15 protein-coding genes and 1 pseudogene are annotated in these 19,537 nt (G+C 62.7%); 8 read left to right on the forward strand and 8 right to left on the reverse strand.

The features are described 5' to 3' along the window. Window positions 1-379: 379 nt before the first annotated feature. Together ACW4E8_RS32375 and ACW4E8_RS32380 are read right to left on the reverse strand one after the other, a co-directional pair. A complete protein-coding gene (locus tag ACW4E8_RS32375; protein WP_456808238.1) occupies window positions 380-919 on the reverse strand; it encodes a carboxymuconolactone decarboxylase family protein in 540 nt (179 codons plus the stop codon). 37 nt (window positions 920-956) lie between these two features. Further along, window positions 957-1,706 (reverse strand): SDR family NAD(P)-dependent oxidoreductase, encoded by a 750-nt coding sequence (locus tag ACW4E8_RS32380; RefSeq protein WP_456808239.1) that lies wholly within the window; start codon window positions 1,704-1,706, stop codon window positions 957-959. 128 nt (window positions 1,707-1,834) lie between these two features. On the opposite strand from ACW4E8_RS32380, the gene ACW4E8_RS32385 reads away from it, so the two are divergent. Both ACW4E8_RS32385 and ACW4E8_RS32390 read left to right on the forward strand, forming a co-directional pair. Continuing rightward, complete coding sequence (locus tag ACW4E8_RS32385; protein WP_456808240.1) at window positions 1,835-2,767, forward strand: LysR family transcriptional regulator; 933 nt, start codon at window positions 1,835-1,837, stop codon at window positions 2,765-2,767. 301 nt (window positions 2,768-3,068) lie between these two features. Then, window positions 3,069-3,326, forward strand: coding sequence for a hypothetical protein (locus ACW4E8_RS32390; RefSeq protein WP_456808241.1), 258 nt, complete (start codon window positions 3,069-3,071; stop codon window positions 3,324-3,326). A gap of 693 nt (window positions 3,327-4,019) precedes the next feature. Here ACW4E8_RS32390 and ACW4E8_RS32395 read toward each other — a convergent pair. The 4 genes and pseudogenes from ACW4E8_RS32395 to ACW4E8_RS32410 form a co-directional block, all read right to left on the reverse strand. Beyond that, on the reverse strand, window positions 4,020-5,522 hold the full coding sequence (locus ACW4E8_RS32395; protein ID WP_456808256.1) for an efflux transporter outer membrane subunit: 1,503 nt from the start codon (window positions 5,520-5,522) through the stop codon (window positions 4,020-4,022). After that, window positions 5,522-8,756, reverse strand: a pseudogene (locus ACW4E8_RS32400) (efflux RND transporter permease subunit). Before ACW4E8_RS32400 ends, ACW4E8_RS32395 begins: the two are co-directional and overlap by 1 nt. Before the next feature lie 95 nt (window positions 8,757-8,851). Beyond that, window positions 8,852-10,087, reverse strand: a complete 1,236-nt coding sequence (locus ACW4E8_RS32405; RefSeq protein WP_456808242.1) for an efflux RND transporter periplasmic adaptor subunit — start codon at window positions 10,085-10,087, stop codon at window positions 8,852-8,854. A 169-nt stretch (window positions 10,088-10,256) separates the two neighbouring features. Then, window positions 10,257-11,450: an MFS transporter gene (locus ACW4E8_RS32410; RefSeq protein ID WP_456808257.1), complete on the reverse strand. Its 1,194-nt coding sequence runs from the start codon at window positions 11,448-11,450 to the stop codon at window positions 10,257-10,259. A 102-nt stretch (window positions 11,451-11,552) separates the two neighbouring features. On the opposite strand from ACW4E8_RS32410, the gene ACW4E8_RS32415 reads away from it, so the two are divergent. Beyond that, window positions 11,553-12,068, forward strand: coding sequence for a winged helix-turn-helix transcriptional regulator (locus ACW4E8_RS32415; protein WP_456808243.1), 516 nt, complete (start codon window positions 11,553-11,555; stop codon window positions 12,066-12,068). A 30-nt stretch (window positions 12,069-12,098) separates the two neighbouring features. On the opposite strand, the gene ACW4E8_RS32420 is transcribed toward ACW4E8_RS32415, so the two are convergent. Continuing rightward, window positions 12,099-12,251 (reverse strand): hypothetical protein, encoded by a 153-nt coding sequence (locus ACW4E8_RS32420; RefSeq protein ID WP_456808244.1) that lies wholly within the window; start codon window positions 12,249-12,251, stop codon window positions 12,099-12,101. A gap of 225 nt (window positions 12,252-12,476) precedes the next feature. On the opposite strand from ACW4E8_RS32420, the gene ACW4E8_RS32425 reads away from it, so the two are divergent. Then, a complete protein-coding gene (locus tag ACW4E8_RS32425) occupies window positions 12,477-12,896 on the forward strand; it encodes a helix-turn-helix domain-containing protein (protein WP_456808245.1) in 420 nt (139 codons plus the stop codon). Between the two features lie 491 nt (window positions 12,897-13,387). Here ACW4E8_RS32425 and ACW4E8_RS32430 read toward each other — a convergent pair whose 3' ends face one another. Beyond that, window positions 13,388-13,798 (reverse strand): hypothetical protein, encoded by a 411-nt coding sequence (locus ACW4E8_RS32430; protein WP_456808246.1) that lies wholly within the window; start codon window positions 13,796-13,798, stop codon window positions 13,388-13,390. 5 nt (window positions 13,799-13,803) lie between these two features. Here ACW4E8_RS32430 and ACW4E8_RS32435 point away from each other — a divergent pair, with 5 nt between their 5' ends. The 4 genes from ACW4E8_RS32435 (at window position 13,804) to ACW4E8_RS32450 (ending at window position 19,472) form a co-directional block, all read left to right on the forward strand. Further along, window positions 13,804-14,259, forward strand: coding sequence for a M28 family peptidase (locus tag ACW4E8_RS32435; RefSeq protein ID WP_456808247.1), 456 nt, complete (start codon window positions 13,804-13,806; stop codon window positions 14,257-14,259). 730 nt (window positions 14,260-14,989) lie between these two features. Continuing rightward, the gene (locus ACW4E8_RS32440; protein ID WP_456808248.1) at window positions 14,990-15,625 is read left to right on the forward strand and encodes a glutathione S-transferase family protein; all 636 of its coding nucleotides are present in this window, start codon (window positions 14,990-14,992) and stop codon (window positions 15,623-15,625) included. Window positions 15,626-15,991: 366 nt separating this feature from the next. Then, the gene (locus ACW4E8_RS32445; protein WP_456808249.1) at window positions 15,992-17,227 is read left to right on the forward strand and encodes a bifunctional alpha/beta hydrolase/OsmC family protein; all 1,236 of its coding nucleotides are present in this window, start codon (window positions 15,992-15,994) and stop codon (window positions 17,225-17,227) included. Between the two features lie 865 nt (window positions 17,228-18,092). Beyond that, window positions 18,093-19,472: a Mu transposase C-terminal domain-containing protein gene (locus ACW4E8_RS32450; protein WP_456808250.1), complete on the forward strand. Its 1,380-nt coding sequence runs from the start codon at window positions 18,093-18,095 to the stop codon at window positions 19,470-19,472. Window positions 19,473-19,537: the final 65 nt, after the last annotated feature.

The following is a 19,537-nucleotide window of genomic DNA, read 5'->3' on the forward strand; positions in this document are numbered from 1 at the left end:
CGTTGCGGGAGGGGGGCTGACGCAGACAATCTCGAGCGCGCGGGTCGCGCATCCATTCCAATTACTCCTGCATAACAACGAAAAGTCTCCTTTGTAGCGCCTCGGACGGTGGCCGCAGAATCTGAAGCGGCCTGGGTAAATGCCAGGAGGGCATAGGGACGTCGCCATGGTCGATCGCAATAAGGCGGCTAGCAGCCGCCTGCGCAGGAGGCATCGCAAATTGTTACGGGTGGAAAAGTGTTGCCGCTATCGTTCCAGTAAGAACAACTTGCTGCATTTATTCAGCGGCTTGCTTGGCGTGTGAGGCAACGCTGGCCCTCCCCTTAGGGAGAGGCCAGGCGCTCTTGATGCTTTGTGGTGCCTCGTTGCTAGGCGTAGCTCAGGCGTGCAGCTTCGGAGCGGCGGGGAAATCCACCGGCACTTGCGTGGTCGCGTGCAGATAGTTGGTCACGGTCTTGTCGCCGATGATGACAATCGCATCCACAAGGTTTGCCTTGTTCCAGCCGGCTGCGAAGAACGCGTCGACGAGCGCCTGGTCGGCGTGGCCACGATTCTGAGCGACATTGCGCGTCAGGCGCGCCAGCGCGTCCAGCTTTGCATCAAAGGTCGCTGCGCCGGCTCGAATCTCCAGGATTTGCCCGTCCGTGAAGCCATGCATCTTGCCGATGGCGGTATGTGCCGCAAGGCAGTATTCGCATTCGTTGACCTGACTGACGACCAGGTTCACGACTTCGCGAGCCTTGCCCGTAACGCTGCTGTCGCCATTTTGGAACGCCAGGTAGTTGCCAAGTGCGTGCTCTGAGTGGGCAAGCGTCGCATACAGGTTGGGCACCATACCGAGCGTGCTCTTGAGTTTGTCGAAGATTGCCTGGTTGGACGGGGAGACTTCTTCGCGGGTCGGTACGTTGATTACGGTCATGATTGAGCTCTTTTCAGAGTGGGTTGGGGAAACTGGTTTATTGGGCGAGATAGCCGCCATCGACGGCTATCGATTGGCCGGTGAGGTAGCGCGCCTTGTCGCTTCCCAGGAAAACGATGGTTTGCGCGATTTCGTCGGGCTGGGCAGCCCGGCGCGCTGGGATGGTGTCCAAATAGCCGGACTTGGCACCTTCGTTGTTGCCGGTAAAGCGATCCAGCATGTCCGTTGCGACGGGCCCCGGGGCCACTGCATTCACGCGCACACCGGCACTTGCACCTTCGAGCGCAGCGCTCTTCGTAAGGCCCTCCACGGCGTGCTTGCTGGCGACGTAGACCGACGCTCCTGCAATGCCAGCCTGGCCGGCAACGGATGACAGGTTGATAATCGAGCCGCCACCTTGAGCCAGCATCACGCGCATTTCATGCTTGATGGAAAGTAGTGTGCCTAGCACATTGGTGGTGAAGGTCTCCTCATAGTTGAGGGCCGATTGGTCTGTCAGGGGCAAGCTTTCACCTTCGGTGCCTGCATTGTTCACAGCGACGTCGATGCGGCCGAAGCGTTCGACGGTGCGTTCTATGAGATTGCGAACCTCGACTTCAAAGCGCACATCAGCATGGACGAACTCAGCCTCGGCGCCGAGCGCGCGCAACTCAGCCGCCAGTTCTTGGCCTGCCTCCTCGCGGCGACCACTCACAACGAGGCGACCGCCATCGCGAGCAAACGCCAGCGCTGTCGCACGGCCGATGCCGGTCAATGCACCAGTGATCAGGATTACGGGCTTGTTCATGTGAGTCTCCATTCAATTTGCGCCGCCGTTTGCGTGCTGCAGCGTTTGCGTGAGACAACTATGGTTGATTCCCGGTCGAAGATTTAGGTGGTGTATGCTCATATAACTAATTCCTAGTGGGAATAAATATGGACAAACTCCAGGCGATGCGTACGTTCGTCCGCGTAGTGGAGGCGGGAAGCTTTTCGGCGGTCGCCCACGAGGCCGACGTCACGCAAGGTGCCATCAGCAAGCAGGTGGCGGCGCTCGAGGCCGACCTTGGCGCTAAGTTGCTTACGCGGACGACGCGATCGCTCGCACTCACCGATGAAGGTGAGCGCTACTTCGAGCATGTACGCCGGCTAGTGGAGGAAATTGCGGAGGCGGAAGGCGCGTTGCGCACTGGGGAGCAGCAACTGACCGGATGGCTGCGAGTGGCCGCGTCGGTGGGCTTTGGTCGGCGCAAGCTTATGCCCATCGTGCAGGCATTCTTGGCCGAACACCGCAACGTAAAAATCGACCTTCGGCTGCACGACGGTTTCATCGACCTTGTCGAACTTGGCATCGACGTAGCCGTGCGCATTGGAGAGCTATCTGACAGCAGTCTGGTCGCGAGGCGTGTCGGGACTACCCATCGGATGCTTGTAGCGCATCGCAAGTACCTGCGCAGGCTGCCGGCGGGGCTCAAGCCGCCGCATGCGCCGGAGGATCTCTCCGCTCATAATTGCATCGTTTATACGGAAACCGTGTCTCGCAACGAATGGAGCTTTACCGCCGGCCCGGGTTCGGAGGAACCGGTCGGCACCAGGCGTGTGGTGCGTGTTCAGGGCAATCTGCAGACCAACAGCAGCGAGGTCATGCGAGCATCTTTGCTGGCGGGGATGGGGATCGGATATTCACCAACCTGGCTGTTCGACGAGGAACTCGCAAGTGGAGAATTGCAGCGTCTGTTGCCTGACTGGGAGGCGGTGCCCATGCCGATTCATCTCGTTAGCCCACAGCAACGCCGCCATTCAGCGAAAGTAAAGACGTTCGCAGACTTTGTGAGCAGACAGTTGGGGACACCCGGGTCATCTACTTGAATCTGGTGACTTGATGCGTCACTCCACAGCATCGCCCTACAAAGCTGAGACAGATCCGTCTTTGTTATCTATCTAGTAGTAGATAGTATGCAGGCCATGGACAGCGACGCAGCGGCCACACCAACGGCAGCAACGCAAGCGGTCCATGCATTACCAAGCACTTTGTCAGTACCGGAGGCGGTCTTTTTTTGGAGGTAGATGCCAACGAGGACGGGGAGAGAGCTGCTTACTACGCAACACAGACATGGCCCTAGATCAGCTACCCAAACAGCATCGCCGGCCCCATCGCAAGGAAAACATCATGAACGCCACGACCATCCTGACCGCCGCTGCTATTGCCGCCGCTTTCGTAATGGGCGTTGCCCAGGCCACCCCGCAAGAGGCCGGCGAAGCGTACGGCTACACCTCTCGCGTCAACGATCAGCGCAGCTCCTATACAGACGGCGCTCACCTCACAAACCGTGATGTCTACACGGACGGCGCACGCATCAGCAATCGCGATGGTTTAACCGCGAGCATCGGCAACCGTGACGTCTACACCGACGGCGCGCTGGCCTGATACCGACTCCCGTCGCCACGGATTGCCGATGATCGCATCGCAGACGGTGTCCAATACGAGCACCGTCTGCCCATCCACAGGCGAGCCACCGTGAAATCGATCCGGCAGCTCGCCATCTTTGCGCCAAATGGCTCCGCCATCGACCGGTAGCGCAGTGGCCGGAATGATCTTGAGCTTTACGCGTCGAGCCAGATCGCTTCATGCCGCTCCTCGCACGGACCGCTTTATCGTACAACAAAGCGATTCTGTCACTCCGGAATCTGCCTGGAACCCGCGCTGTATATAGAGGTCCGGGAGGCGAATTGACAATATTGCTTGCACTCCCCGCGAAGCAAAGTCGTCAATTCGCATAAGTCCGTATTAATTTCGTCAATTGGCATCCTAGACTTCGAATCCCGCTCGTAAGGCATTGATCTTATGGAAGATTCTCTGCACATAGCGGAGCCGGTTGCGCTCGTCCGCCCGCGCGGTGCGCACCGCTTCGAAGCCTCGCCCTTCATTTCCATGAATGCGGGTGAGCGAGGTGCTGCCACTGCATTTTCCACCAGGGTGTGCAGCACGGCGCACCGGTTCCTTGCGCAATAACTCTGGCTACGCCTCGATCGCCACCACCAGCGGCCTGCCTACATTGAAGTTGCAGATGGTGCAGGACGGCCGGGCTACCCCGGCGCTGCTGGAGACCTACAGGCTTCGTCAGTTCTTCGCCAGCGCTTCGGGCAACGGTCCCCAGCCGCCGCCCAGGCTGCGCACCAGCGACACCGTCGCCGCGGCGCGCAGGCCGGCCACCGCGTTGGCCTCGCGTTGCGATTGCAGCACGGTGCGGTCCGCGTCGATCACGGTCAGGTGGTCGACCGCGCCGGCGTCATAGCGGCTGCGCGAGATGCGCTGCGCACGCTTCGCGCCAGCCAAAGCGCTGTCCAGCGCCTGGGCTTGCTGACTGAGCCAGCGCACATCGCCCAGGCTATCTTCGACCTCGCGGAACGCCACCAGCACCGTCTGGCGGTAGCGTGCGACGCTTTCCTCATGCGCCGCACGCGCACCGGCCAGGTTCGAGCTGTTGCGGCCGCCGTCGAACACGGTCTGGGCGATGGTCGTACCGACCAGCGGCCCGAGCAGCCATGCGCGCGACGACCACTTGAACAGGTTCGACAGATCCGCCGATTCGAAGCCGAACAGCCCGGTCAGCGTAATGCGCGGGAAGAACGCGGCCTTGGCAACGCCGATGCGCGCATTGGCAGCCGCCATCTGGCGCTCTGCTGCGGCGATGTCCGGACGGCGCTCGAGCAGTACCGACGGCAGGCCCGCCGGGATCGCCACCGGCGCCGTGTCGAACGGCCGTGCGGCAAGTGCAAACTGCGCCGGCGCCACGCCGGTCAGCACGGCCAACGCATGCTCCTGGTTGGTGCGACGGCGCTCGACGCTGGCCAGGTCGGCGCGCGCGGTACCGAGTTCGGCTTCGGCACGGGCCGGATCGAGGTCGGTGGTCTCGCCGGCGTCGTAGCGCTTCTTCAGCAGCGACAGCGCATCCTCGCGCAGCTTGACGGTGGCGTTGAGCAGATCGCGCTCGCTGTCGAGCGTGCGCAGCGCGAAGTACGCCTGTGCAGTATCGGCCTGCAGCGCCAGTTGCACCGAGCGATACAGGTCCTCGGCAGCCTCGCCTTCGGCCCGCGCCGCGTTGACGCTGCTGGCCACGCGGCCAAACAGGTCAAGCTCATAACCGGCAAACATGCGCGCCTTGAGCACGGTTTGCGCGGGTACACGCGTCCCGTCGGGCAGACCCCGCGAAGCGGCCGACGGCTGTGAACGGGTCGGATCGAGGCCAACACTCAGTTGCGGATACAGGTCAGCCTCGGTCGCGCCCGTAAACGCGCGGGCCTGCTTCAGGCGCGCCGCGGCCGCAGCGAGATCCTGGTTATAGGTGTTGGCTGCTTCGATCAGCCGGTCGAGATCGGCATCGCCGAAGACCTTCCACCATTCGCCGCGCTGCTGGCCTTCGGCCGGCGTGGCGGTCTTCCATTGCGCGCCTTCGGCCTGCGCGGCCTCGGCTTCCTTGAAGGCCGGCACGGTGGCCGTTTCCGGCACCTTGTAGGTCGGGGCCAGCGAGCAGCCGGCCAGGAACAGCGCGGCTGCCAGGGTGGCGAGTTTCGGCAGGAATTGATTGGCCGGAATCGTAAAGGCATTCATGTTATTCACCATCATTCAGCCGAGGCGGTCACCTGTGCGCCCTGGGCCTGGTGCGCCGTGCGCCGCTGGCCGCGGGTGGCCAGCAGGCGCAACGCGACGTAGAACACCGGCGTCAGGAACAGCCCGAAGAAGGTCACGCCGAGCATGCCCGCGAACACCGCCACGCCCATCGCATGGCGCATCTCGGCACCGGCACCGCTCGATACCACCAGCGGCACCACGCCCATGATGAACGCGAACGAGGTCATCAGGATCGGGCGCAGCCGCAGGCGGCTGGCCTCGATCGCGGCCTGCACGATGCTGCGGCCGTGGTGCTCCAGTTCTCGTGCGAACTCGACGATCAGGATCGCGTTTTTCGCTGACAACCCGACCAGCACGATGAAACCGATCTGCGTGAAGATGTTGTTGTCTCCCCGCGTGAGCCACACGCCGGTGATGGCGGCCAGCAGGCTCATCGGCACGATCAGGATCACCGCCAGCGGCAGCGTCAGGCTCTCGTACTGGGCCGCCAGCACCAGGAACACCAGCAGCACGCACAGCGGGAAGATCCAGACCCCCGCGTTGCCGGCCAGGATGTCCTGGTAGGTCAGCTCGGTCCATTCGAAGCCGATGCCCTTGAGCAGCGTCTCGGCGGCGATGCGCTCGGCGGCCGCCTGCGCCTGGCCCGACGAGAAGCCGGGCGCCGGACCGCCGTTGATGTCGGCCGCCGTGAAGGCGTTGTAGCGGATCACGCTGTCCGGACCAAAGCCCTGCTTCACCTTGACCAGCGACGACAGCGGCACCATCTCGCCATTCGCGCTGCGGGCCTTCAGTTGCAGGATGTCCTCGGCGTGCTGGCGGAACTGGGCGTCCGCCTGCACCCGGACCTGGTAGGTCCGGCCGAACTTGTTGAAGTCGTTGACGTAGGCCGAGCCCAGGTAGGTCTGCAGCGTGTCGAACACGTCGGTCACGGGCACGCCGAGCTGCTTGGCCTTGGTCCGGTCGAGCTGCACGTCGAGCTGCGGCACGTTGACCTGGTAGTTGCTGAAGACACCGGCCAGCTCGGGCGTGGCACGCGCCTTGGCCAGGTACGCCTTGGTCGCATCGAACAGCGCGTCATAGCCCAGCGCGGCGCGGTCTTCGATGATCATCTTGAAGCCGCCGATCGTGCCGAGGCCCTGCACGGGCGGCGGCGGGAACACGCCGATATACGCATCCTGGATCGAGGCAAACTGCTTGTTCAGGTCAGCCGCGATCGCCTTGCCGGACAATTCCTTGCTCTTGCGCTGCTCGAACGGCTTGAGCGAGACGAACAAGATGCCGGCGTTCGGGCTGTTGGTGAAGCCGTTGATCGACAGGCCCGGGAAAGCCACCGCCGATTGCACGCCCAGATGCTTGAGTGCGGTCTCCGACATGCGGCGAATCACGTCCTCGGTGCGGTCCAGCGTGGCGCCATCCGGCAGCCTGGCAAAGCTGACCAGGTACTGCTTGTCCTGCGCCGGCACGAAGCCCTTGGGCACCAGTTGGAACACGGCCCAGGCGGCCACGAGCATCACCGCGTAGACGCCGAACACAGAACCCTTGCGACGGATCACCCCCTTCACGCCACGGCCGTAGCTTTCGGCACTGCGGCCGAAGAATTGGTTGAAGCGCTTGAAGAAGCCGCCGAACACACGGTCCATTCAGCGCGACAGCCAGTCCTTGGGCGCGTCGTGATTGCGCAGCAGCAGTGCCGCCAGCGCCGGCGACAGCGTCAGCGAGTTGAACGCCGAGATGATGGTCGAAATCGAGATCGTCAGCGCGAACTGCTTGTAGAACTGGCCGGTCAGACCGGTCATGAAGGCCAGCGGCACGAACACGGCGATCAGCGTCAGCGCGATGGCGATAATGGGGCCGCTGACTTCGCGCATGGCCTTGTAGGTCGCCTCCTTCGGCGTCAGCCCTTCCTCGATATTGCGCTCGACGTTCTCCACCACCACGATCGCGTCATCGACCACGATCCCGATCGCCAGCACCAGCCCGAACAGCGACAGCGCGTTGATCGAGAAGCCGAACGCATGCATCAGGCCAAAGGTACCGACGATCGACACCGGCACTGCCAGCAGCGGGATGATCGACGCGCGCCAGGTCTGCAGGAACAGGATCACCACCAGCACCACCAGCGCGATGGCCTCGAACAGCGTATGCACCACCGCATCGATGCTGTGCTGGACGAAGCGGGTGGGGTCGTACGCGATGCGGTAGTCGAGACCCTCCGGGAAGTTCTGCTTCAGCTCCTCCATCGTCTTGCGCACGTCTGCCGAGATCTGCAGCGCGTTCGAGCCCGGCGACTGGAAGATCGGCAGGCCCACCGCCGACTGGTTGTCGAGCAGCGAGCGCAGCGCATACTCCGATGCACCGAGCTCGATGCGCGCGATGTCCTTGAGGTAGGTCACCGCACCGTCCGGCGAGGTCTTGACGATGATGTCGCCGAACTCCTCCACGGTTTGCAGTCGGCCCTGCGCGTTCACCGACAGTTGCAGGTCGGTTCCGGGCAGCGACGGCGATTGCCCGATCACCCCGGCCGCCACCTGCACGTTCTGCTCGCGGATGGCCTTGACCACGTCCGAAGCGGTCAGGTGCCGCTCGGCGATCTTTTCCGGGTTCAGCCAGACCCGCATCGAGTAGTCGCCCGAGCCGAACAGCTTGACAAGGCCCACGCCCTGGATCCGGGCCAGGCGGTCCTTGACGTTGATCACCGCGTAGTTGCGCAGGTACGTCATGTCGTAGCGGTTGTTCGGCGAGACCAGGTGGACCACCATGGTCAGGTCCGGGGAGCTCTTGACCGTGGTGATGCCCAGGCACCACCATGGTCAGGTCCGGGGAGCTCTTGACCGTGGTGATGCCCAGGCGGCGCACATCTTCAGGCAGGCGTGGCTCGGCTTGCGCGACGCGATTCTGCACCAGCTGCTGCGCCTTGTCCGGATCGGTGCCCAGCTTGAAGGTCACCGTCAGCGTCAGGTTGCCGTCGCTGTTGGCCTGCGACGACATATAGAGCATGTCCTCGACACCGTTGATCTGCTCTTCCAGCGGCGTGGCTACGGTTTCGCCAATCACCTTGGGGTTGGCGCCGGGGAACTGCGCGCGCACCACCACCGAAGGCGGCACCACTTCCGGGTACTCCGAGATCGGCAATTTGAACACCGAGATGGCGCCGATCAGGAAGATCAGCACCGACAGCACGCCCGCGAAAATCGGGCGATCGATAAAGAACTTCGAGAGGTTCATACTGGTCTCGGCGAAAGTGGTTCCCCTGGCGCTCCGCCGGAGCGGACGCCACCTGCAGTTGCAAGGGGGAGATTGTCTGGCGGGCCTGGCTGGGCTCAGCTCACTCCGGGTGTTTCAGCTTGCTGTTGCGCAGCCTGCCTGCGGTCCGGCGCATTGGGGCGCGGTTCGAGCTCGCGGCGAAAGGCCATCGCGACGCTCTTCGGCACCACCGTATCGCCCGGCCGCACGCGCTGCAGGCCGTTGACGACGATGGTCTCGCCCGGCTCCAGGCCCTTGCGGATCACGCGCAGGCCTTCATACGTCGACCCCAGCTCCACTTCGCGATACGCGAGCTTGTTGGCCTTGTCGGCGACCAGCACGAACTTCTTGCCCTGGTCAGTACCGATCGCGCGATCGTTGACCAGCACGGCCGGGTGGGGCGCGCCGCCTCCGAGCCTGACCTTGCTGTACAGGCCCGGCAGCAGGCGGCCGTCTTCGTTGTCGAAGACCGCGCGCACGCGGATCGTGCCGCTGCGCGGGTCGAGGCGGTTGTCCACCGACTGGATCTTGCCTTTGTGCGGATGGCCATCCTCGTCGGCCAGGCCCAGGTACACCGGCAGTCCGTCCTTGCCGCCGGCAGCGCCCGGCGCCGTGTAGCGCAGGTAGCTCTGCTCGTCGACTTCGAAGGCCGCATACACCGGCGAGACCGACACCACTGTCGTCAACGGCGGCGCGGCGGCACCCGCGGCGACGAGGTTGCCCACAGTGATCTCCGCACGCGATACCTTGCCCGCGACCGGCGCCACGATGCGCGTGTAGCCCAGGTTCAGCCGTGCCGCTTCCAGTGCGGCCTGTGCGCCGTGCATGTCGGCCAAGGTTTCGCTGGCCGCGTTGACGCGTTCATCGAATTCACGACGCGAGATCGCGTTGTCGTCGAGCAGGCGCTGGGCACGGGCCTTTTCCGTTTGCGCATGCGAGGCCCGCACCTGTGCCGCAGCAAGGGCGGCTTCGGCGCGTGCAACTTCCGCCGCATACGGCCACGGATCGATCGTGAACAGGGGATCGCCCTTCTTCACAATCGAGCCGTCGCGGAAATGCACCGTCTCGATGGTGCCGGATACGCGCGGCCGGATTTCCACGCGGTCCACGGCTTCGAGCCGGCCCGAGAACTCATCCCATTCGGTGATGGTCTGGCCCACTGCGGCCGCCACTTCCACCGCCGGCGCGGGTGGCGGCGTGGTGGCCTGTGCTTCCCCGCCGTGCCAGGGACGCAGAACCGAGGTAGCTACGCCGGCGCCCAGGATTGCCACGATGGCAATGGCGATCAGCGTGCGTCGAGACTGCTGATTCATCTTTCTTCACTCCGTGTTTCGTCGGGTTTCTTCAACTGGAAAAGCCAAAAATCAGGGCCGAACGTCGCCCGCCGGGCCGAGCGGTCCGAAAAGGAGGGGAATACAGTGGCCAAGCCGGGACGCGTACTGCGGGCAAGCATGCGTATCGACTCGAGCGTGCGCTATTGCATCAGCGGGCTGTGTTGGAAGGCGCGATGGCTGTGCTAGCCGAATGACGATTCGCTGCCACAATACGCTGCTGTGCCCATTCGGCGACGACCAATCCAACCGCAATGAAGGCCGCGCCGACGAGGCCGAGCGCGTGACGGTCGAGCCAAGTGATTGCCGCGCCGCCGATAAGGCCCGACATCGACACGCCGATATATACAGCGGCCGAATTCAGCCCCAGCAGCAGCGGCGCCGCGGAGGGCGTGATGCTGATCAGGCGGTGCTGCTGTGGCACGAGCAGGCCCCAGCCGCACAGGCCCCAGACGACGAGGGCGGGCACGGCGGTCGCGAGCGAGGCCGAGGTCCAGGGCAGCAGCGCGAAGTCCAGTGCGACGGCGGCGATGGCCGCGTTGATGATGCGTCGGCTACCGAAGCGGTCGGTCAGCCGGCCGGCGGCCAGGTTGCCGATCGTCGCCGCCATGCCCCAGAGCAGAAGTAGCGCGGCCAATACGCGCGTGTCGCCGCCGGTGGCTCGGTCGAAACTCAGACCGATGTAGGTGTAGACCAGGAAGAGGCCCGCATACGCAAGCCAGGTGGTCAGCAGCGTCAGCAGCACGCGTGCATCGCCCAGCGGCGCCAGTCGGCGCGCAAGGCTGACGGCCGGCAGGGTCGGGATGTCCGGCAGGCGCCAGGCCACGCCAACAGCGGCCAGCGTGCCGACAACGGCGACGAACCACATCGTCGCGCGCCAATCCAGCCAGCCTCCGATGAAGGTGCCCAGCGGCGCGCCCAGCGCCGTTGCGCTGGACAGTCCGGCGATGACGATGGCGAGCGCGCGGCCACGCTGCTCGGGTGGCACCAGCGATGCACCGGTGGCCGTCGCCGTCGGGCTGAACATGGCCGCGCCCAGGCCGGCCAGCAGCCGGCTTGCCAGCACAAGCTCAATGCTCGGCGCCACAGCTGTGATGACATTGCCCAGCACGAAAACTGCCAGACCGGTGAGCAGCAAACGCTTGCGCGGCCAGTGCGCTGCCGCCGCGGCGATGACCGGCGACAGCAGCGCATAGCTCAGCGCGTAGAGCGTGACCATTTGCCCGGCCAACGCGACGGACACATTGAGCGACGCGGATACCTGCGACAGCACGCCAGCGACGACAAAGCTGTCGGTGCCGATCGCGAACATGCCGCCGGCCAGGATGAGGAGACGTCTATCCATCTGGAAATCCTTCACGGCGCGAGGCCGATTGCGGGCCAAGCGACCCTATAAGTTTCGTGATGAAACTTACTATACCGGCTTAAGTTGCGCGACGCAACTTTCTTGGCTACCATCGATGCCATGTATCGCAAAACTTTTGATGGCATGAACTGCTCGATCGCGCGCTCGCTCGAAGAGGTCGGCGAGTGGTGGAGCCTGCTCATCGTGCGAGAGTGCACGCTGGGCACGACGCGCTTTGACGACTTCCAGCGTCGTCTTGGCATCGCACGCAATGTGCTGACCGCGCGACTGAACCGCCTCTTGGAGGTCGGTGTTCTCGAGCGCGTGCTAGCCGAGGGCTTCGAGAAGCGTGCCGAATATCGGCTGACCGAAAAGGGAGAAGCGCTCTACCCGGTACTGGTCGCGCTGATGCAATGGGGTGACAAGTGGTGTGGGCACGAGGCGCCGATACAGCTCGTCGAGCACAGCACCGGCCTGCCCGTCGAGCCGGTGGAATTGCGCGTAGGCACGCGCACGCTTGGGTTACGCGATGTCCGTCTGCAACCTGGCGAGGGCGCGACCGAGAGAACCGCCGAATCGATCAAGGCCCGCAACCGGGCCATCCTCGGCGAGGAGTGAGCGGGATCGTCCGCTCGCCAGGCGCGGGGTTCACCGATCCTGAGCGTCCAGCCTTTCGGAAATGTATTCGATGAACGCACGCAGCCGGCGCGTGCCTTCGCGGTGTCCGGGATAGACCGCGTACCGGTGCATATCCTCGGCAATATGTTGTTCCAGCACCGTTTCCAGACGCCCTGCCGACACGTCCCCGACAATATCCTAGCTGGCCTTGATGATGACGCTGGCACCGGCAATCGCCCAACGCCACCAACCTGATCTCGGCGACATTGGAAACCGTTGTCGGTGCTGGCGCGCAAGCGACCCTCGTACGCACCTGGAACGTTTCGCCTTGCTCATCGCCGACCTGGAAGCGCGCTGGAGCAGGAGGGATAAGTCGAAATCGTCTACCGGCACCACGAGAGCCAGCCAGTGACACTTTCGCTTCGTTTCACCCAACCTATTGAACTGCAAGGAAATTCTTCCGACACCGTCAACTTGACGGACAGAGGTGGCACTTTTGCTTGCGAACTGGTGGCACTTTTTCTGCGGTATACGGCGACGATTCGCACCATTCACCAACTGGGCGATCGCATTCGAGCAAGCCGGGCAGGGGAAGGGATACCAATTGACCAGGCGGCGAGGCATTGCGGTGTCTCCATCGACATGCTGTCCAAGCTGGAGAACGGCAAGAGCGTCAACTTCGAGCGTCCTGCGTGTGATGGACGGACTGGTTTGACGATGCTGGTCGTTCCCAAGGCCGATGCGCCTTGGCTCGAACAGGCAGCGGCCCATGCGGCCCAGATCGGCGAGGATGCGGACGGGGAACAGCATACCTGGCTGGAAGAGTAGGGCCGCGATCAGGCTTGGCGTCAATCTCGGATGCGGTCCTCGATCGGTGCGGAAATGCCATTCGCTTGGCGTGCGGCGCCTTATGCCTTGCTGGTCCATCCGAGGCGGTGCCGCTCCTGCGGGCGGCTTTTCCCCGGCTGCGGCGTGGACGGCAACCCATGCGTGCGGGGGGGAATCGGCGAAGAAGCGCTCGCAGGAACCCAACTGCAGGGAAACAATCACTCTGTCCCGGCCCCTCCCACCATCCGATACCCCATTGCCCGGTACCCTCGTTGGCGCTTCTCCCACATCCGCAGTAATGCCGCGTGGCCAGTGTCGACAAAATCGATGATCCGTACGTCGGTCTTATCGGCATGTTCCCGGTGCAGCCGGCCCGCATACTGTTGCAGGGTTCCAACGACACAGGCATCGCCAGCACCAGGGTGTCGAGTGGCGGGTGGTCGAAACCTTCACCAACCAGCTTGCCGATCGCCAGCAAGACACGAGGCGCGTCAGCTGGCAGGGCGTCGAGCGCCGTGATCAATGCGGCGCGTTTCTGCTTCCATCCGTCCGTGCAGCACAAATAGGGGGGAAATTTGCCCGTCCAACGCAGCCTGGATGGCGTCGAGATGTTCGGTGCGTTCTGTCAGCAGCAAAATCTTGCGGCCTTGCTTGAAGGCCTCGAGCACTTCTGCAGCGATGGCGTCAGTGCGGGCCTGATCGTGGACCAGGTGCCGGAATACATCCTGAATTCCAGACGCTGTCGGCAGCTCGATTCGCGAAAGGCATGTGTGCGGTACGACCTCCAAGGTGTGAGGTGAGCTGGCCGGCTTCGCCGCCGTGTACCGGATAGGCCCGCACTGCATGAAGATGATGGGCTGCTGGCCATCACGTCGAATCGGGGTGGCGGTCAGGCCGAGCACGTACTTTGCCCTGGTCCTACCGGGACGAACCCGGCACACAAAGGTATCCGCCACTGCTGCGCTACTTCTATCCAGAACGCGGCAACTTTATCGCCTTCGTTTCCAATCTTCGCTCATTGCGCCACTTGCGATGGATTGTGGACGCATTCCGGACCTCATCCGGTTTTCCGGTCGAAGCAGCGGCGCTGCCGTGGTGGGTGCCCGGGGTCGCCCTGAGCGATCATTTCTCCTTCTGGCGCCAAGGCTATCCGGCCGTCATGGTGACGGACACTGCCTATCTGCGCAATCCGCACTACCACACCGCGCACGATGTCCCGGCGACGCTTGACTATCATCGCATGGCGGCGGTGACGAGCGGGTTGGCCGCGAGCATCGCGTCGCTGGGGCCACTTGGCACGAGCCGCGACAAGGCGCGGGCCACCGGAAAAGGGCCCAGTGCCCGCAGATCTGCATTGCGCTGACGGAACCATGCCAGCAAACCTCTCTCCCGAGTACAAACGGGCCGAGCAAGCCTATCGGCTGGCAAGGCAGCCCCGCGAGCAGCTCGATTGCCTAAAGGAGATGCTGCGTACCATTCCAAAGCACGAGGGGACGGAGCGTCTGCAAGCGGAAATCAAGTCTCGGCTCAGCGAACTCACCCAGGAATCAGCGGGCCACAGGAGGGGACCTCACAGAGGGTCCTCACATACGGTACATCCCGAGGGCGCTGCCCAACTCTGCCTGTCTGCAACGGCGCGATACGCTGTGGGAGGCCTTCGAGGCCGACCTCGACTAAGGCATGCGCCGCGGCGGGGGACGGCACGGACATTGAAAGCCGGGTGGACTATCTTCTTTTGGGCTTCGCCATCCGCATCGCGGAAATCGGATGCAAGGTGGGCGAAGCGCGTCGACGCAAGAGCCATTAATCAGCGATTTCCTGGTGCTTACGATAGCGGATTGCCCGTATCTTGGCATGCCCCCTTGAGCCAATTGATTACACACAATTTAGTCGTCCAGTTCACGGGCGAACCTGAGGCCGACGGCGAAGTCCATCACCCGCTGCAGGCCTTGCCAGATGGTCCAAACTGTTCAGGTGGCGAAAATGATAACCACGGTAGCGATACGACTATGATGGCAAGGCGAAAGGCGAAAGGCGAAAGGTGTAGTGGTAACCGTGCCAGTCAGCGCGCCGAATCTAAAGGATTGCATCTCATGAGTATCTTGCTGCACACCTGGAATACGCCGAACGGACGCAAGATCAGCGTCGCGCTCGAGGAAATGAACTTGCCCTACACGGTCAGGACGGTGAATATTTCGAAGGGTGAGCAATTTGCGCCGGAGTTCTTGCGCATCAGTCCGAACAACAAGATCCCGGCAATCGTCGACCTGGAAGGTCCAGACGGTCAGGCGATAAGCGTCTTCGAATCCGGCGCGATCCTGCTCTATCTCGGCGAAAAGACCGGCAGATTCCTGCCTGCAAGCTTGCGCGAGCGTGTACCGGTGCTCGAATGGCTGATGTGGCAGATGGGCGGCTTTGGTCCGATGCCCGGCCAGGTCCATCACTTCCGCATGGTCGAGTCCGAAGTGGATCGGCGTTATGGCCTCAAGCGCTACTCGGAGGAAACGTACCGCCTCTATGGGGTGCTGGACCGCCGGCTTGCAGACGTGGAGTTCGTCGCCGGAGAGCTGTCCGTGGCCGATTTCGCAATTCTTGGCTGGGCTTGGCGGCATGAGCGCCATCAGGTTTCCCTCAGTCAGTTTCCGAACGTCAAGCGCTGGTATGAGGCATTATGGGCGCGTCCTGGAGTGCAACGCGGTTTTGCGGTCAAGCTGGACGACACGAAGTAGTGAGAAGGAACCGCTCCGAGGGCACGAGCGCACTGTAGGTGACTCATTGATCCGTTGCGGAGTGAACCGACTAGCCTCATCGGTGCCGACCTCGTTGTGCGGCCGGAGCGAGCCGGTATCAGCATCGCGCTTTTCGATGGCGCTGCAAGCCAAGCCAACTATGAGCCGGACCTCGCGCAGCAGCGCTCGGCCAGAGGCGAGCGGCGGCCGGAATCGCTTCCTCAGCTCAAGGTGGGGAAACCCGGACACCTGCGCGCAATTGTGGGGCCATACTGGTGACGCATACCTGATGCGCGCCGGCTCAGATGCCCCGAGCCAGGTCGTCTACGACTGTCGATTTCGGCCTAGACCACGGACGAGGAAATCATGAATCCCCAGCGTCTGCAATTTCCTGGAAGCGACGGCCAGCAGCTCGCCGCACGGTTGGACACGCCAGAAGGGCCGGTCGGGGCGTTCGCGCTGTTCGCGCATTGCTTCACCTGCAGCAAGGACACTTTGGCCGCAAGCCGGGTTGCGCAATCGCTCACGGCGCACGGCATTGCCGTCCTGCGCTTTGACTTCACAGGCCTTGGCGGCAGTGGAGGAGACTTTGCCAACACGAATTTCTCTTCAAACGTAGCCGACCTGCACGCGGCAGCAAGCTATCTGAGAGAGAACTTTCAGGCTCCTGCCCTGTTAATAGGCCATAGCCTTGGCGGCGCGGCAGTGCTGAGCGCAGCCGGCGGAATGCCTGAGGTCAAGGCGGTCGTGACCATCGCCGCACCGAGCGACCCAAGTCATGTGGTCGGCCTGTTTCAAGACCATACCGCGCGCATTGAAGCCAAGGGCGAGGCGGAGGTGCTGCTTGCCGGACGCCCATTCCGAATCAAGCGTCAGTTCATAGAGGATGTGAGAGAACAAAGCCTGCTGGGGAGTGTCTCCAAGCTGCACAAAGCCCTGCTGGTCATGCACGCACCAAACGATGACACCGTCGCCATCGAGAACGCGACGCATATCTTCAGTGCTGCCAGGCATCCGAAAAGCTTCATTTCCCTTGATACGGCAGACCACTTGCTGACGCGTAAGGAAGATGCAGATTATGTAGCCGACACGATCGCCGCGTGGAGTCAGCGGTACCTCGGTATCGATACATCCCGTCTTCCGGCCGCCGTGGCCGAGGAGGGCCTGGTACGCGTAGAGGAGAACCACGTTGGACGGTATCAGCAGCGCGTAGTTGTCGGCCCGCATCGCCTGGTGGCTGACGAACCGGTTGCCTTCGGCGGACTGAACGGCGGGCCTGGACCTTACGACCTCCTGCTTGCCGCGCTGGGCGCATGCACGGCGATGACGATGCGCATGTACGCGGAGCGCAAAGGGCTGCCACTGGAGCACGTGGCCGTGTCCCTTCGGCACGAGAAGATTCATGCTACGGATTGCGCGGATTGTGCAACGAAGAAAGGAAGAATGGATTGGATCGAGCGGGAGATACTCATGAGAGGTCCACTCGACGCGTCACAACGCGCCGCATTGCTGGCGATTGCGGAGAAGTGCCCGGTACATAGGACGCTTCACTCGGAAGTGGTGGTGCGAACGCGTGATGCCGAGGCCGCGACTGGCGATTAGTCGCTCCTGCCAGCTGGTTCGTGCTCGCAGCCCGGATAACATCCGACGCCCCGCTTCTTGCGTCGCAGGTCGAGGCTTGTCCGACGCCTGCCCGCATGCGCCACGAGGTGCCCACAGCCTTGCAGACAAGGGCAGGCATCGAACAACCCTGAATACCATTTCGGAAAGCCGCCCCTATCTGTGTGGGGGCGGCTTTTGTTTAACATTGATTAGCACTTGCCCGAAGCCGGAATCGAACCGGCATGCCTTTCGGCGAGGGATTTTCGTCGGCTTTCGCCGCCAGCGCATGCGCTGTTTGTGGGCTGGAGCACACCTTCACCATAGCCTTGCGGCCGTAGGTGCCCGCCGTCTGCTCTCTACACCTTCCCAGCCAGCAGGCTTCATCGGCATCTCGACGCTGGGAGGCGCCCATCTGTTCTCCCTGTTTTCGAGGCGCTTCGGCAACGCGGGTGGGCCATGCCGGTATTCGTTGGCGAGATCACCCCGGCGGCACACAAGCGCGCACTGGAGCTGGGTGCCGTTGCGTAGAGGCAACGGCCTTCTCTGCGGAGGACCACAAATTCAGCGACTGTGGCTCGACGGACCGGTAATTCGACTACTGTGGGTTGACGGTAAGTGTTCTGCGTATCTCCATGACTGAACCTACGGAGCGTGAGCTTGCCATTGCGCGGGTCCTGCGTCCCCTTGGAAGAGGGCCGCTCTCGCGCAAGCAAGCTGAGTACGCTGGAAAATTGCTCGGAATGCATCGGTCCATGGTCTATCGTCTGCGGCAGCGATTCCTTGCCGATCCTGTCGTGAGCTGAAGCCATATGCTCGTGGTCCAAGATCCGGAAGGGGGCGACTGCTAGGGCAAGTCGAGAACATCGTGAACGATGTTCTAACGACATGGCTGCCCCAGCAGCGCTCGCTGTTTGAACTGACCATTGAAATTCGCAAACGCTGTGCCGCGGCTGGCGTTAGCGCACCGGCCAGGACAACCATTTCACGGCGATGGGCCGCTCATCAGAAGGAAGAAGCGCTTCAGCTGGCGGCGTTACCGGCGGCAGCAGTTCCGCCTGGCAGTCTCGTGGCGCATTACCCGATGGACATCGTTCAGGTCGATCACACGCTGGCCGATGTGATCGTGGTGGATGAGCTATATCGGCGCCCCATAGGTAGGCCATGGCTTAGCCTCGCTGTTGACGTTGCCACACGATGTGTCGTGGGAGTGTATGTGGGAATGGACCGCCCGAATGCGGCCACGGTCGCTCTCCTGTTGACGCGAGTCGTTCTCCCCAAGTTGAGCTGGCTCGCCAGCCTCGAGGTCAGTGCCGAATGGCCGATGCACGGCATCCCGAAAGTGCTTCACCTCGACAACGTGGCCGAGTTCAAGAGCAGGGCGCTGCGTTCCGGGTGTAGCCAGTATGGGGTGGAGTTGATGTACCGTCCCGCCGGACGCCCATACTTCGGCGGACATATCGAGCGATTGAACCGGACCCTCATGGAGCGAGTCCACAGCTTGCCGGGTTCGACCGGATCCTCCCCGAAGGGGCGCAAGGCCAGGCCGCCTGAACGGGAGGCATCCCTGACTATCCGAGAGTTCGAGCGGTGGTTGGTCCTGGAGATTGCGCAGCGCTATCACCACAATGCGCACCGGGGGTTGCGCGGAGCCACTCCCTATTCCATGTGGGCCACACTTGGCGGCGTGACACCGAGGTTGCTTCCCGATACGGCGGCCGAGGCTTTGCGCTTCCTGATCCAGTTCCTGCCGATGACCTATCGAACGGTCCAGGCGGATGGCCTCACGCTATTCTACATTCGGTACTGGCACCCAATCTTTACTGCGTGGCGGGCAACCAAGCAGAAGGTCATTACAAGGTATCACCCGGAAGACCTCTCCAAGATTTTCGTCAGCGTTGATGGCAAACAGTACCTCGAGGCGACCTTTGCGGACTTGCGCCGCAAACGCGTTTCGTTATGGGAGCAACGCAGCGCATTACGGCATCTGCGCGCCCAGGGACATGAATACGTCAGCGAGGCGATGCTGTTTGATGCCGTGGATGAACAGCGACGCATCGTTGCACGCGCAAGAACGCAAACGTTGGGCGCAAGCCGCCGAGGCAATGTCTTAAAGGATCCGGCGCCAAGAAATTATCGGCAAGAGAATTCTCAGGTTCGGCAGAGCGAAAGCACACCGGTGAAACCCACTGAGGCGTCCGTCGACTACAGCAAGCCGGCCACAGCGTACGATATCGAGCAATGGTGATCCGTCATGGGGGCGCTACTCACACATCTGGTGCCTGCTGCAAGAACATTGGCACAGTGCGATGA

It is taken from the genome of Cupriavidus sp. CP313 (assembly GCF_054072015.1).

What these genes read in the sequence shown, in the direction of transcription:
- ACW4E8_RS32375 (WP_456808238.1), bottom strand. Translation starts at nt 919, where the DNA reads ATGACCGTAATCAACGTACCGACCCGCGAAGAAGTCTCCCCGTCCAAC.
- ACW4E8_RS32380 (WP_456808239.1), bottom strand. Translation starts at nt 1,706, where the DNA reads ATGAACAAGCCCGTAATCCTGATCACTGGTGCATTGACCGGCATCGGC.
- ACW4E8_RS32385 (WP_456808240.1), top strand. Translation starts at nt 1,835, where the DNA reads ATGGACAAACTCCAGGCGATGCGTACGTTCGTCCGCGTAGTGGAGGCG.
- ACW4E8_RS32390 (WP_456808241.1), top strand. Translation starts at nt 3,069, where the DNA reads ATGAACGCCACGACCATCCTGACCGCCGCTGCTATTGCCGCCGCTTTC.
- ACW4E8_RS32395 (WP_456808256.1), bottom strand. Translation starts at nt 5,522, where the DNA reads ATGGTGAATAACATGAATGCCTTTACGATTCCGGCCAATCAATTCCTG.
- ACW4E8_RS32405 (WP_456808242.1), bottom strand. Translation starts at nt 10,087, where the DNA reads ATGAATCAGCAGTCTCGACGCACGCTGATCGCCATTGCCATCGTGGCA.
- ACW4E8_RS32410 (WP_456808257.1), bottom strand. Translation starts at nt 11,450, where the DNA reads ATGGATAGACGTCTCCTCATCCTGGCCGGCGGCATGTTCGCGATCGGC.
- ACW4E8_RS32440 (WP_456808248.1), top strand. Translation starts at nt 14,990, where the DNA reads ATGAGTATCTTGCTGCACACCTGGAATACGCCGAACGGACGCAAGATC.
- ACW4E8_RS32445 (WP_456808249.1), top strand. Translation starts at nt 15,992, where the DNA reads ATGAATCCCCAGCGTCTGCAATTTCCTGGAAGCGACGGCCAGCAGCTC.